Raw genomic sequence first — 13,601 nt, forward strand, 5'->3', positions numbered from 1 at the left:
GCACCGTCATCCGGCGTCGGGACGCAGCGGCTCGGAGACGTGGGCGGTGACGATGCGCCAGCCCTCCGGTAGGCGTACCCAGGTCTGGGTCTGCCGGCCCGCGGTGGCGGTGCCGGCGTACCCGAACCGGGTCGTGACGACCGCGAGGTCCGGGCCGAAGGCGGTGACCACCGTGTCGACCAGCCGGCGGCCCGGTGGCAGCGGCGGTTGCCCGGCCCGCCACTTGCGCTGCTCGTCGAGCCCGTACTGGTGGTCGGCGAGACCGAAACGCACCGTGGCGGCAGAGTCCCAGAAGTATCCGCAGATCCGGTCGACGTCGCCGGCCACCAGCGCCTGCTCGTAGCCGGCGAAGGCCGCCGTCACCTCGGCGACCACGTCCGTCCGGTCGATCTCCATCCGGCGAGGGTCCTTTCTGGGCGGGTGGGACGTGGGGTGGGCGCACCCGGCCGGGCGGCGGCGGGCTGGTGCGGGCCGCACCGCCGCCCGGCCGGAGTTCAGCTGTTCACCGCCGGTTCGCGCTTCTCGTCGCCGGCCGGCTCGCCAGTCGCCGCCGGAGCCGCCGGGCCGGTGACGGCGGGAGTCGGGGGTGCCGCGGTGTCCCCGCCGTGCAGGCGGTCCAGTTCGACCTCCTCCGGCTCGGGTACCCGGGGCGGGTACTTGCCGAGCGCGAAGATCGCGCAGATCACCGCCACGAAGAGGTAGCCGAGCGCCACCTGACCGTTGGCGTTCCACTGGACCTCCTCGCCGTGGATCAGGCCGATGAAGGCGAGCACCGATCCCGAGGCGGCGAAGATGGCCGCCTGGACGAAGCGTTTGTCGATGATGAAGGCGACGATCGCGCCGAGCACCAGACCGGCGAGGATGGCCCCCTCGCCGAGGATGCGCAGTCCGTCGTAGACGACACCGGCGCCGGCCAGGGCCTCGTCGCCGACCTCGGCGGCGGTGGTGCCCGCCGCCGCCAGGGCGTTGTTCATCTGCCCGGTCGCCCACGCCGCGATGTTCGGTATCAGGGCGGCGACCACGGCTGCGGCGTGCGCCCGGGGTGTCGCCTGGAACGCCTGGGCGCCGATCAGCAGCCCGATGTAGAGCAGGATCGGCACGATCGCCGCGGTCGGGAAGATCGCACCGAGCAGGGAGAACATGCCGAGGAAGCAGAGCAGCGCGATGACGATCCCGGTCGCCATCGAGTAGCCGGTACGCCCACCGGCGGCCTTCCAGCCCGGGTGGCCGACGTAGACCGCCGGAGGGAACGGCGATCCGAGGGCGGAGCCGATGACCGCGCCGGCCCCGTCGGCGAGCAGCACACTACGCAGGTTGTAGTTGTCCCCGGCGGTGGCCGCGCTCTCCACGTTCGTCATCGCCTCGGTGAAGTTGTAGACGCCCAACGGGATCGCGGTGGCCAGCAACGGCGCCATGTCGGAGAGCCCACGCAGCAGCAGGTCGAGCTGGAAGGTGGGGAAGGCGAACGCGATGTCCCGGGCCGCCGCGGTGACGTCCGGCACCGACATCGCCCCGCCGACCCAGCCGATCGCCGTACCGAGCAGCAGCGCGGCCAGCCCGATCGGGAAATTGAACGGCAGCTTCACGTCGGTCAGCAGGCCGATCAGCAGCAGCGCCAGGACCGGCAGGGCGATCCAGGCCAGCCGCCACATCTGGCCCGCCGGGTTCATCGAGATGAAGGTGATGGAGATGCCGGCCAGCGTGCCGAGCAGCGCCGCGCGCGGCGTGTAGCGGCGGATGTACGGGCCGACGAACGCGCCGATCAGCACGATCACGCCGATGATGAAGGCCCAGGCCAGCCCCGCCTCCCAGGCGCGCACGGCGTCGCCGGTGCTGAGGTAGATGGGCAGCATGATGACGAAGATGACGATGAACATGTGCGGCACGCTCGGCCCGTACGGCAGCGCGGTCACGTCGGAGCGGTTCTCCCGCCGGGCCAGCCGGCGGGCCAGATGGGTGTAGTAGATGTTCCCCGCGACCAGGGCGATGCCGAGGGCCGGCAGGATGGTGCCGAACACCTCCCGCTCGGGGAGGTTCACCACGAAGAGGCAGAGCCCGGTCAGGGTGAGCACGTTGACCAGGACGTTGACGCCGAAACCGAAGAACGCGTTGGTGTCGCCGCGTACCCAGTACGGCAGCGACACGACGGAGGGTCTGGTGGGGACCATGGCTGCTCCCGGTCAGGAGGAGGATTGCAACGCAGGGGTGGTGGGCAGCACGGCGAGCACGTCCGTCGAGTCGGCGACCCACCCGAAGATGCCGCCCTGGGCGGCGATCATGTCGAGGCCCACCCGATGGAACTCCGGGAAGTAGGACCCGACGCAGTCGGCGAGCACGAGGCACTCGTACCCACGGTCGTTCGCCTCCCGGACCGTGGTGTGCACGCACACCTCGGTGGTCACCCCGGTGACCAGGAGACTCTGGATGTTCCGCTCGGCGAGCAGGACGTCCAGCCCGGTGGCGTGGAAGGCACCCTTGCCCGGCTTGTCGATCACCGGCTCGCCGGGCAGCGGCGCCAACTCGTCGACGATGTCGTGGCCGTACTCGCCCCGGACGAGAATCCGGCCCTTGGGCCCGGGGTCGCCGATCCGTTTGCTCGGCAGGCCCCGGTTGAGCTTGGCCGGTGGGCAGTCGGAGAGGTCGGGCAGGTGTCCCTCCCGGGTGTGCACGACCGGCAGGCCGGCGGCGCGGGCGGCGGCCAGCAGCGCCGTCAGCGGCGCGATGGTCCGCCGCAGCTGGCCGACGTCGTTGCCCAGGCTCTCACCGAAACCGCCGGGCTCCAGGAAGTCGCGCTGCATGTCGATGACGAGCAGCGCGGTGGTCGCAAGGTCGAAGGTGTACGGGAAGGGCCGCGCTGCGGCAACTGTCAACATGGCTCACCTCAGCTGGTCGTGGCGGCGATGACGGCGTCGGAGGTGGCGACGCAGCCGAAGACGCCGCCCTGCATGGTCACCATGTGCAGCGCAGCGTCGTGGTTGTCCTTGTCGGTGGCCCCGGTGCAGTCGGCGAGGATCAGGCACTCGTAGCCCCGGTCGTTCGCCTCGCGCATCGTGGTGTGCACGCAGACGTCGGTGGTGATGCCGGTGAGGATCAGGTGGGTGATGCCCCGGGTACGCAGCACCAGGTCGAGATTTGTGGCGTAGAAGGCGCCCTTGCCGGGCTTGTCGACGATCACCTCACCGGGCGCCGGGGCGACCTCGGGCACGATCTCCCAGCCGGGCTCGCCCTTGACCAGGATCCGCCCGCACGGGCCCGCACCGCCGATCTCGGCGCCGATCTGCGCCGACCGCCAGCGTTTGTTCGCCGGCAGGTCGGACAGGTCGGGGTCGTGGCCCTCCCGGGTGTGCACGACGAGCATGCCGAGCGACCGGGCGTGCGCCAGCAGCCGGGCGGTGGCGGGCAGCCCCGCCCGGGTGAGGCCGATGTCGTAGCCCATCGCGTCGACGTAGCCGCCCGGGCCGCAGAAGTCGGTCTGCCAGTCGATGCAGAGCAGTGCGGTTCGCGCCGTGTCGGCCGTGCCGTCGTACGGCCACGGGTAGGGGTTGGCCGCTACCGGCCCGATGCTGCCCATCCTCTCCTCCTCCGTTTGTCAACTCCGCTGCGCCGCGGCCCGGCGGTAGGCCCGCCACCCGCCGGCGGCGCTGATGTCCTCGGCACCCGAGTCGACGGCGTACGCCTCGCAGAGGAAGCCGAGCACGTCCCGCCCGTCGTGCAGCCGAACCCAGCCCAGCGACAGCGGGGCCGGCACCCCGGCCAGCAACTCGCCGACGGCGGCCACCGGCAGCCGCCACAGCTCCACCTCGATCGGATGTCCGCCCGGGTCGGTGTCGGCGGCCCGCACCAGGCCGGGCAGACCTTCACCGTCGGCTGTCTCCAGCCGGTAGAGCCGGTAGCGCGGGGCGGTGCGCGCGGCACCGGCGAGGGTGGCCCCCCGCCCGGTCAGCTCCCCGTTGCGGGACTCGCCGGCCAGGTGCCGGCCGACGACGGCGATCAGCACCTGCGCCGACCCGGACGGCGCGGCGGCGGGGGTGGGGGCCTCGGGGACGGCTCGGGTGGCGGTGGTGAAGGTGGCGGCGAGCTGAGCCAGGGTGGTGTCGGTGAACGCGGGGCCGAGCAGGGTCAGGCTCGCCGGCCGGCCCGCTGCGGTGAACCCGTTTGGCACGGTCACCGCCGCCAGGTCGAGCAGGTTGGCGAACTGGGTGTAGCGGCCGAGCACCGTGTTGCGGCCGATCGGGTCCTCGGCGATCTCGTCGAGCGTGAAGGTGGTGCCGACGGTGGGCACCACCAGCACGTCGACTTCGTTCCAGAGCTTGTCGACCCGGGCCCGCAATTCGCGCAACCGGTGCTGACCCCGGAACACGTCGATCGCGTCGTAGCGGCGGCCGGTCTCCAGCACGCTGCGGGTGACGGGCAGGACGGCCTCGGGATGTTCCCGCAGGAAGCCGTCCAGCCCGGCGAGCCGTTCGGCCACCCACGGCCCCTGGTAGAGCAGCTCGCCCGCCTCGAAGAAGCTCTGCAACGGCACCGACCCGACCTGGCCGACCAGACCACGCAGCGCCTGCACGCCCGCGGCGAACCGGACCGCCTGCCCGGCGTCGCCGAAGAACTCCAGGTCTTCTGCGCGGGGCACGCCGAGGCGTAGCGTGCCCGGCATGCGGGCCACCACCCGCTCCGTCGGTAGCGGACGCCCCCACGGGTCGGCCGCCGAGACGCCGCGCGCGGCGTGCAGCACGTCCACCGCGTCCGCGACGTCGGTGGCGAAGACCGAGACGCAGTCGAGCGAGCGGCAGGCCGGCACCACTCCGGCGGTGCTGAGCAGGCCCCTGGTGGGCTTGAGGCCGACGATCCCGTTCAGCGCCGCCGGCACCCGGCCGGAGCCGGCCGTGTCCGTACCCAGAGCGAAGCTGACCTGGCCGGCGGCGACCGCCACGGCCGACCCGGAGCTGGAGCCGCCGGAGACCAGCCCCCCGCCGAAGACGCTCTCGCAGCTGCCGTACGGGGATCGCGCCCCGGTCAGGCCGGTGGCGAACTGGTCCAGGTTGGTCTTCCCGACGAGCAGGCCACCGGCGTCGAGCAGCCGGCGCACCACTGGCGCGTCCTCGGCGGCGGTGTACCCGAAGTCGGGGCAGCCGGCCGTGGTGATCATGCCGGCGACATCGATGTTGTCCTTGACCGCGAACGGTATCCCGTACAGCGGCAGGGTCGCGGGGTCGGCGGTGGCCGCCAGCCGCTCGGCGCGGGCGAGGAGCTGGCCGGCCGGCACGGTGCTGATCCACACCGGCCCGCCGTCCGCGCCGACCAGCCCGGACAGGACCCGTTCCGCCAGGTCGGTGGGGGTCAGGCCGCCATGGCGGTACGCCGACCGCAGCTCCGAGATCGATCCGATCTGCTCTGGCATACAGTCGATTGTCGACAGTTGTGTTTCCAGGTGGCGCGTGTCAGGTAACGACGTCGTGACGGCCGGCCGGTGGAGCTACCCGAGATACGAGCGCGCCCCGTGCTCGGACAGCACGGCGAGCACCTGCTCCGGGTCACCGGCGGCGACCGCCTCGAAGAGCCGCTCGTGCCGGTGGACGCCGTCGTGCGGTTGCGCCACCTCGGCCTCGCGACGCAGGTTGATCGCCATGTAGAGCTGCAGCTTCACCAGGATCGAGTCGTAGACCGCGGAGAGCTGCCGATTGCCGGCCAGCGCCACCAGCGCGACGTGGAACGCCCGGTGCGACTCGGCGACCGCCAACCGGTCACCGTCCCGCGTCGCCTCCCGCATCTGGTCCAACGCCGCCCGCAGTCCGGCGAGGTCGCTCTCCCGCGGCACCGGGATCGCCGACCGCACCGCGAAGCGTTCCAGCACGTCACGCAGTTCGTACAGCTCCCGCACGTCGCGATCGGACAGGGTGGCGACCCGGACCCCCCGGCGCGGGACGTGCTCGACCAGGCCGCGCTGCGCCAGCAGCCGCAACGCCTCACGCAGCGGCGCCCGGCTGATCCCGAGCCGCCGGGTCAGCTGCTCCTCCACCAGCCGTTCACCGGGGTCGCTCCGGCCGCTGAGGATCTCCCGGGTCAGCCGGGCGACGGCGAGCTCCACCAGACTGACACTCTCCAGCTCGCCCTCCGCCGGCGATGCGGCCACGTCGTTCATCCCGACGAGTGTGCCACCTGCCGCCGGAACGTCCGGCGGACTCGTCAGCCCACGAGGGACCGGACGTCCCAGACGAGCGCACCGTCGATCTCCCGGGCCGGGCCGAGCAGCGCCTCGACCGTCCGGCGCACGGGGTCACCGTGGTGCAGTCCAGCCTGCACCACCACGGCCGCCCGCCAGTGCCGCAGGTCGGCCACCGCCTGCCGGCGGTCGGTGTCGCTGATCGGCGGCACCTCACCGGTGTCGGCCACCCGGCGCAGCAGCAGCGACGTGGGCCGGTCCGGCGCGCCCCAGCGGGCCGCCGGGTCGTCCGGGGAACGGGGGCCGATGAAGAAGCCTCCCGGGGCGGTGAAGGCCAACCCGGTTCGGGCGGACCAGAGCATGGCCGGGCTCTGGCCCGCGTTCGTCACCGGCGGCACGGCCACCACGGTCCGCCCCGCCGGCACGTACGCCCGCCAGGTGTCCTCCGCCACGAACGCCGGCACCTGCCAGACCGGGACGGTACGAATCGGGGTCGGGGTCAGCGGCAGCAGCGCGGCGGCCACCGCGCCGGCCCAGAGCAACCGCACCGGCACCGCGTCCGGTCGCAGCGCAGTGGCGACCGGCTGCCGGCATACCCGGTCCACCGACAGAGCGAGCAGGATGCCCAGCACCGGCACGCAGACCAGCGCGAACCGGGCCGGCACCACGTGGTCGAGCAGGGGCAGCTCGGCGATCAGCCGGTACGGGCCGGGCAGCTGCGTCAACGCTCCGTCGAGGCGTACCTGGGGGCCGAGGGAGAGCAGGGCGAACACCACCCCGCAGCCGGCGAGGGCCCGGACCAGCGGGCGACGCCACAGCCACACCGCCACGACCAGGGCCAGCACCAGCAGACCCGGCCCGAAGAAGGAGTTCTCCTCGGTGGCGTTGGGTGCCAGCAGAGCCGGCAGGCGGTGGTCACCGAAGACGGTCTGCCGGGCGGTGGCGGTGAACGACGCGGCGTCCAGCTGGAAGCCGTACGCATAGAACGGCATCCCCCGGTAGTGGCCGGGGCCGAAGAACTGGAACGACAGCGGGTAGGCCAACAGCGCCGCCGCCACCACCGCGCCGACCGCGATCCGACCGGCCGTGACCGGGGCGAGCCGGCGTGCGGCCGCCCGGTCGGCCAGCGCGTACCCGACGACGAAGACGCCGGCCGCGAGCGCCACGAGGAGCAGCACCTCCTCACCGAGGAATGCCTGGTACGTCACGACCAGACCGAGCAGCACACCCGGCCGCCACACCTGTGGTGGCGCGGTCGCGCCGGCCGGCGCCGGTACGAACACCAGCGCCAGCATCACCGGCACCAGGAACTGCGCGGCCATGTGCAGGTGCGATCCGGCCTGCGCGACCATGCCCGGGGCGAAGCCGCAGACCAGCCCACCGAGCGCGGCGGCCAGCCGGGATTCGACCAGACGGCGGCGCAGCAGTACGTACCAGGCGGTGGCCGTGCCGGCCAGGCACCCGACCACCGCCACCCCGAACGCCACCTGCGAGCCGAACAGCAGCGTGACCGGGGCCAGCGGGACACCGAGGCCGAGCACCGAGGTGTTGGCCATCAGGTTCACCCCGCCGGGCGCATTCAACGCCTCGCTCCACAGCGGGTTCTCCAGGCCGGTCACGGCACGGGCGGCGTGGGCCAGCATCCACTCGAAGAGGATCTGGTCGCCGGCCTGATGGAACAGCCGGTCCGGCCGGCCCCACTGCCGGCTGGTCAGCCAGCTGGCCAGCGCCAGGTAGCCGGCCACCACCGCCAGGTCGGGCGTACGCGGGCGCAGCCGCCGACGGCGACCGGTGCGGACCTCGGCTTCCCGCTCGACAGTACCGACCGACATCAGGCCCGGGGGTCGGTGAGTGACCGGACGTCCCACACCCAGACGTCCAGTTCGAGCCGGGCCGGCCCGACCAGTTGCTCGACGGTCTGCCGCAGTGACTCCGAGTGCGGCTGCCGGAGCGGCAGCACCAGGATCGCCGCCCGCCAGTACCGCAGCTCGTCCAGGGAGCGGCGCCGCTGGCGGTCGTTGAGCTCCGGCGTCCGGCCGGTGGTGGCGACCTCCTCCAGCAGCTTCCCGATGCCGCTGGGTCGGCCACCGAAGCGACCCGGGTCGCCGGTGTTGCCGTTGCGGGGGGCGAGGAAGTAGCCGCCGGGGATCTTGAAATCGAGGTTGGTGGCGGCGGCCCAGCGCATGCCGTGGGTGTTGCCCATGCTCGGCACCGGGATCGGCACCAGGGTCTGGTCCGGCGCGACGTAGGCGCGCCACCGGTCGGAGGTGATGAAATCCGGCACCGGCGGTCGGGACGTCATCGGCAGCGGCATCGGGGTGATCGGCAGCAACGCGAGCACCAGACCGGCGGCGGTGAGCGTACGCACGGTTCGCCGGTCCATGGACAGCGTGCTGGTCCGTTCGATGGCGAGGGCCAGCAGGATCGCCACCACCACGCTGGTGATCATGCCGAACCGGGTCGGCACCACCGCGTCGAGCAGCGGCAGCCGGACCAGCAACTCCCACGGACCGATGATCAGTTCCCGGTCCCACCAGCTGATCCGCTCGCCCAGGGAGAGGACGGTGTAGAAGGCGGCGGTCGCGGCGAGCGCCCGGACCAGCACCTCCCGCCGGAGCCAGAGCACGATGCCGACCGCGATCAGCGCCAGACTCCACCCGAAGAACGCGTTCTCCTCCGAGTAGTTCGGCGCGAGGTTGACGTTCGCCCGCTGGTTGCCGCCGATGGTGGGCGAACCGGGGGCGAAGTAGGCGGCGATGTCGTTGCCGTAGTCACGCACCGCGTCGCTGAGCCCGTGGTACGCCATCGGGCCGGCGAACTGGACGTACAGCGGGTACGCCAGCAGCGAGCCGGCGATCACCGTGCAGGTGGCCAGCGCCTTGGCCAACGGCCGCCAGGCCACCGACAAACGTCCGGGCTGCTGGACGAGCACCGAGATCAGGAAGATCCCGCAGCCCATCGCGGTGAAGAGCAGGATCTCCTCGTTGATGAACGCCTGCACGGTGACCAGCAGGGCCAGCAGCGCGCCGTCCCGGTACGGTCGGGTCGACCTCGTGATCACCATGACCCGCCAGACGATGAACGGCAGCAGGAACTGACTGATGATGTTCGGATGCCAGCTGGCGTGCGACAACATCGCCGGTGAGAAGCCACAGAACCAGCCGCCCACCACCGCGGCGAGCCGGTTGTCCACCACGTGCCGGGACAGCACGAAGTACCAGGCCGAGGCGGTCCCGGCCAGACCGAGCGTGACCAGCAGCACGAAGGTCACGGCCGGTCCGAACAGCAGGGTCACCGGCACCATCGGGATGCCCAGGGCGAGGATGGCCGTGTTGGCCATCAGGTTGACCCCGTCGGGGTAGTTGAACTGCTCGGTGAAGAAGGGAAACTCCCCGTGCAGGACCACCCGTACCGAGTGGGCGAGGAAGAACTGCACCTGCGCCGGGTCACTGCTGTAGAGCGAGGCCACCCGCCCGGCCGGGTCCATCCAGATCTGGCTGGTCACCCAGAGCGCGGTCAGCAGGAACCCGCCGAAGACCGCGAGGTCCCGTCGTCGGGGGGTCCACCGGAACCGGCGTCGGCGTTGCGGAGCGGCGTCGGGGGCATCGGCGGCCCGCGTACCGTCGGCCGGTGCGGTCTCCGTCAGCTGCCGGTCCGTCCCGCCCCCGGTCGCGGGTGCCTCGGTGACCGGTGCCCCGGTCGCGGGTGCGGGGGCGTCGGTCACGGGTGCCGCCCCGTCGATCGCTGCGGCCTCCGCCACGGCCGGCTCGGCGGCGGACGTGGTGGCCCGTGGCGCGGACCGCACGCGGTCGTGCACCTGATCACCGACGGTGACGACTTCGGAGGGGGAGTCGGCGACGTCGGCGGATCTCGGCAGCGCGGCGGCGCGGGTCTCGGCAGGCGTCACAGTCGGCGGAGTCTACCCGAGTGGGGGAAAGTGCCCCAAGTCAACGCGGCGTCCCCTGTGGTCGGTGTGGTGACGGCGCGACGCAGCGTACGGCGGCCCGAAGCATCGGCGGGACATCTCGTACTATTGCCCTCCGACACGACGACGCGATCCGATCGGGGGCGTGACAGGTGGCTCCAGCCCGTTGGCGCGACTTGACCGCCATCGGCCTGTCCACCCTGCTGATCGCGGTCACCGCCTGCGGGCCGGTCGCCGAGCGTCAGGCACGGGACCTACGGGTCGGCTACGACAGCATGGACGGCTCGTTGACGGTGTGGCCGCCTCGCGGCTCACTGGCCGAGGACGCCGCGGCGACCGCCGCCGTCACCGAGGCGGTACGCGACTGGCGCTCGCCAGTGGACGACCGGGTGCACGTACCCTCCTCCGGCATCCTCTTCTCCGGTGAGATCGACGGCCGGCCGCTGGCTCTGGTCGCCGCTTCGGTACCCGGCGAGGCGGCGTCCTGGCTGATCCAGCTCACCGGCGACGACGGCCGCTACACGGTCACGCACGCCACCGAGTACACCGACCCCGGCTACCTGGTCTACTCCGACGTGTTGCCGGTCCAGTCCACCGACGGCCGGCGCTACCTGACCTCCGAACGGGTCCGGCGGCTGGTCGGGCCGAACGGTCGCATCCTGTCCGACCGCGACGGCCTGACCAGTCCCGTCGAGGTGCCGAGCTGTCGAGCGGTGACCGTCACCGCCACCCTGCGCTCCACCGAGTCGCTGCCTCGGGGTCGGGCCACCGACCGGCTGCTCGACCTCGGCACCGGCATCACCGCTCCCCGGTACCCGCTGGTACGCGACGAGAGTGGCTCCGGCCAGCGCGCCCTGACCGGCCTCGACACCTGCCTGCTGGCTGGCGAGGACGGCCCGTTCGGCAGCATCGACCGGCGGGTCGGCGACCGGGACGTCCCGCAGTCTGTGCCGGCGTCCTGGCCGATGGCGAAACTCGCCGTGCGTACCCTCGGCGAGCTGTCGCTCGACGGGGGCGAGCCGGCCGAGTTGGAGCAGCTGACCTGGGAGAGTGCCGAGGGCACGATGAGCGCGGTGGTGTACCGGCCCGCCGACGACGGCCCGGTGGTGCTCTCCCCCGCCGACCGGACGAACCCGTTGCAGGTCTACGAGCTGCCGGTTCCGGATCGCCCGCTGGTCGTGCTGAGCTGGCGCGCCACCAAGAACACCACGCTCTCGGTGCCACCGAACACGACCCGCCTGGTCGACCGCCCCGGCCTGGTGGTGGCTCCCCTTCCCGAGCGCCGCGAGACCTTCAGCCTCGCCGCCGACGAGAAGACCCACTACCGCTCCGCCGGCTCCTCCCGCCGCTAACCCCACCCACCCTGCCTCCCCCGCCCCCTCCGCCCCCGGGTTGATCATGAAGTTGTTGTCGTGCCACGCCGGAGGCAGTGACAACAACTTCATGATCAACGCCGCGAGGTACCCGCGCGGAGGTAGGACAGGCAGGGGTGGGTGGATTAGTTGCGGGTGGGGTTGGCGGTGAGGTGGGGTGGGTCGACCGGCTCGGTGTCGAGGCGGGATATCCAGCCGGTCACGTCGCGGGCCACGTCCTGGGCGGTCAGGCCGAGGTCGGTCAGGAGTTGGTTGCGGGAGCCGTGCGGGTACCAGCCGGGCGGCACGCCCAGGTCCCGCAGCGGCACCCGGACGTCGGCGTCGCGCATGGCCTTGGCGAGCGCGTCGCCCACCCCGCCGGAGCGGACGCCGTCCTCGACGGTGACCACCAGCCGGTGCTCGGTGGCCAGCTCGACCAGTTCCGCCGGGACCGGACGCACCCAACGCGGGTCGACCACGGTCACCCCGTAGCCCTGCTCGGCGACCCGGGCGGCGACCTCCATGCCGAGCTGGCCGAAGGCACCCACCGCCACCAGCAGCACGTCGGTACGCGCCGACTCCGCCAGCACGTCGACCGACCCGACCCGCCGCACGGCGGGCAGATCGGCGGCGACCGCGCCGGTCGGGAAGCGGACGATCGTCGGGCCGTCGTCGACGGCGACCGCCTCGCGCAGTTCCTCGCGCAGCGTCGCGGCGTCCCGGGGCGCCGCGATCCGCAGGCCCGGCACCACCCCGAAGACCGACATGTCCCAGATGCCGTAGTGGCTCGGCCCGTCGGGGCCGGTGATGCCGGCCCGGTCCAGCACGAAGGTGACCGGCAGCCGGTGCATCGCCACGTCCAGCAGGACCTGGTCGAACGCCCGGTTGAGGAAGGTCGCGTAGACCGCCACCACCGGGTGCAACCCACCGAGGGCCAGGCCCGCCGCCGAGGTGGCGGCATGCTGCTCGGCGATGCCCACGTCGTAGGTGCGCTCCGGGTACTTGCGGGCCAGCTTCGCGATGCCGGTCGGCTCGGCCATGGCCGCGGTGATGCCCACCACGTCGGGCCGCTCGTCCGCGATCGCCACCAGCTCGTCGGCGAAGACGTGGGTCCACTTCACCGACGGCGCGGCGGTGGCCTTGCCGTCGGTGATGTCGAAGGCGCCGGGGCTGTGGAAGCAGTCCGCCTCGTCCTCCTCGGCGGGGCGGTAGCCGTAGCCCTTGCGGGTCACCGCGTGCACGATGACCGGGCCGCCGAAGTTCTTCGCCGCCCGCAGGGCGGTCTCGACGGCGGCGAGGTCGTGCCCGTCGACCGGGCCGACGTACTTGATGCCGAGGTCCTCGAACATCGCCTGCGGGGCGACCGCGTCCTTGATGCCCTTCTTGACCGCGTGCAGCACCTCGTACATCGGCTTGCCGACCAGCGGGGTCGAGCCGAGGGCGTCCTTGACGGCGTCCAGCACCTTCTCGTAGCCGGGGTTGAGCCGCAGCGTCGAGAGGTGGTGGGCCAGGCCGCCGATCGTCGGCGCGTACGAGCGGCCGTTGTCGTTGACCACGATGACCAGCGGGTTGTCGGTGGCGGCGATGTTGTTCAGCGCCTCCCAGCACATTCCGCCGGTCAGTGCCCCGTCGCCCACCACTGCGACGACGCTGCGCGACTCGCCACGCAGCGCGTACGCCTTGGCCAGCCCGTCGGCGTACGACAGGGCGGTCGAGGCGTGCGAGTTCTCGATGAGGTCGTGTTCGCTCTCGGCCTGGTTGGGGTAGCCGGAGAGCCCGCCCCGCTGGCGTAGCTGGTCGAACCCGCCCTGCCGACCGGTGACGATCTTGTGCACGTACGCCTGGTGGCCGGTGTCGAACAGCAGCCGGTCCCGGGGAGAGTCGAAGACCCGGTGCAGGGCCAGGGTGAGTTCCACCACGCCCAGGTTGGGCCCGATGTGCCCACCGGTACGCGACACCTTGGCGATCAGGAAGTCGCGGATCTCGGCGGCGAGGATGTCCAGTTCGGTGGCGGACATCCGCTTGACGTCCTGGGGACCGTGCACCGTGGCCAGCAGCCGGCCGTGGTTGGCCGTGTCCTCTTCAACACTCATGACCGCAGAGTCTATCGGCCCGCGCGCACCTCGCAGCCCGGGCGCGGTGACCACTGATCCTGAGCACCTGG

Annotated in this window: 10 protein-coding genes; 1 reads left to right on the top strand and 9 read right to left on the bottom strand. The window is 72.3% G+C overall.

The genetic code is table 11. The features are described 5' to 3' along the window. Window positions 1-6: 6 nt before the first annotated feature. The 8 genes from hpxZ to KBX00_RS27240 form a co-directional block, all read right to left on the bottom strand. Window positions 7-396, bottom strand: coding sequence for an oxalurate catabolism protein HpxZ (gene hpxZ / locus KBX00_RS27205; protein ID WP_210830917.1), 390 nt, complete (start codon window positions 394-396; stop codon window positions 7-9). Between the two features lie 98 nt (window positions 397-494). Beyond that, window positions 495-2,168: a regulator gene (locus tag KBX00_RS27210; protein ID WP_210830918.1), complete on the bottom strand. Its 1,674-nt coding sequence runs from the start codon at window positions 2,166-2,168 to the stop codon at window positions 495-497. A 12-nt stretch (window positions 2,169-2,180) separates the two neighbouring features. After that, window positions 2,181-2,873: a cysteine hydrolase family protein gene (locus tag KBX00_RS27215; RefSeq protein WP_210830919.1), complete on the bottom strand. Its 693-nt coding sequence runs from the start codon at window positions 2,871-2,873 to the stop codon at window positions 2,181-2,183. Between the two features lie 8 nt (window positions 2,874-2,881). After that, entirely contained in the window at window positions 2,882-3,571 is a 690-nt protein-coding gene (locus KBX00_RS27220) for a cysteine hydrolase family protein (RefSeq protein WP_210830920.1), read from the bottom strand. An 18-nt stretch (window positions 3,572-3,589) separates the two neighbouring features. Continuing rightward, on the bottom strand, window positions 3,590-5,398 hold the full coding sequence (gene atzF, locus KBX00_RS27225; protein WP_210830921.1) for an allophanate hydrolase: 1,809 nt from the start codon (window positions 5,396-5,398) through the stop codon (window positions 3,590-3,592). A 75-nt stretch (window positions 5,399-5,473) separates the two neighbouring features. Continuing rightward, window positions 5,474-6,139: a GntR family transcriptional regulator gene (locus KBX00_RS27230; RefSeq protein ID WP_210830922.1), complete on the bottom strand. Its 666-nt coding sequence runs from the start codon at window positions 6,137-6,139 to the stop codon at window positions 5,474-5,476. 44 nt (window positions 6,140-6,183) lie between these two features. After that, complete coding sequence (locus KBX00_RS27235; protein ID WP_210830923.1) at window positions 6,184-7,992, bottom strand: hypothetical protein; 1,809 nt, start codon at window positions 7,990-7,992, stop codon at window positions 6,184-6,186. Beyond that, window positions 7,992-9,884: a hypothetical protein gene (locus KBX00_RS27240; protein ID WP_374225375.1), complete on the bottom strand. Its 1,893-nt coding sequence runs from the start codon at window positions 9,882-9,884 to the stop codon at window positions 7,992-7,994. Before KBX00_RS27240 ends, KBX00_RS27235 begins: the two co-directional genes overlap by 1 nt. 353 nt (window positions 9,885-10,237) lie before the next feature. Between KBX00_RS27240 and KBX00_RS27245 the strand changes: the two genes are divergently transcribed. Further along, complete coding sequence (locus tag KBX00_RS27245; RefSeq protein WP_210830924.1) at window positions 10,238-11,437, top strand: hypothetical protein; 1,200 nt, start codon at window positions 10,238-10,240, stop codon at window positions 11,435-11,437. Between the two features lie 146 nt (window positions 11,438-11,583). Here the strand turns inward: KBX00_RS27245 and dxs are convergent, their stop codons facing one another. Then, window positions 11,584-13,530, bottom strand: a complete 1,947-nt coding sequence (gene dxs, locus KBX00_RS27250) for a 1-deoxy-D-xylulose-5-phosphate synthase (protein WP_210830925.1) — start codon at window positions 13,528-13,530, stop codon at window positions 11,584-11,586. Window positions 13,531-13,601 lie beyond the last annotated feature (71 nt).

It is taken from the genome of Micromonospora sp. C95 (genome assembly GCF_018070465.1).
Lineage (GTDB): Bacteria > Actinomycetota > Actinomycetes > Mycobacteriales > Micromonosporaceae > Micromonospora.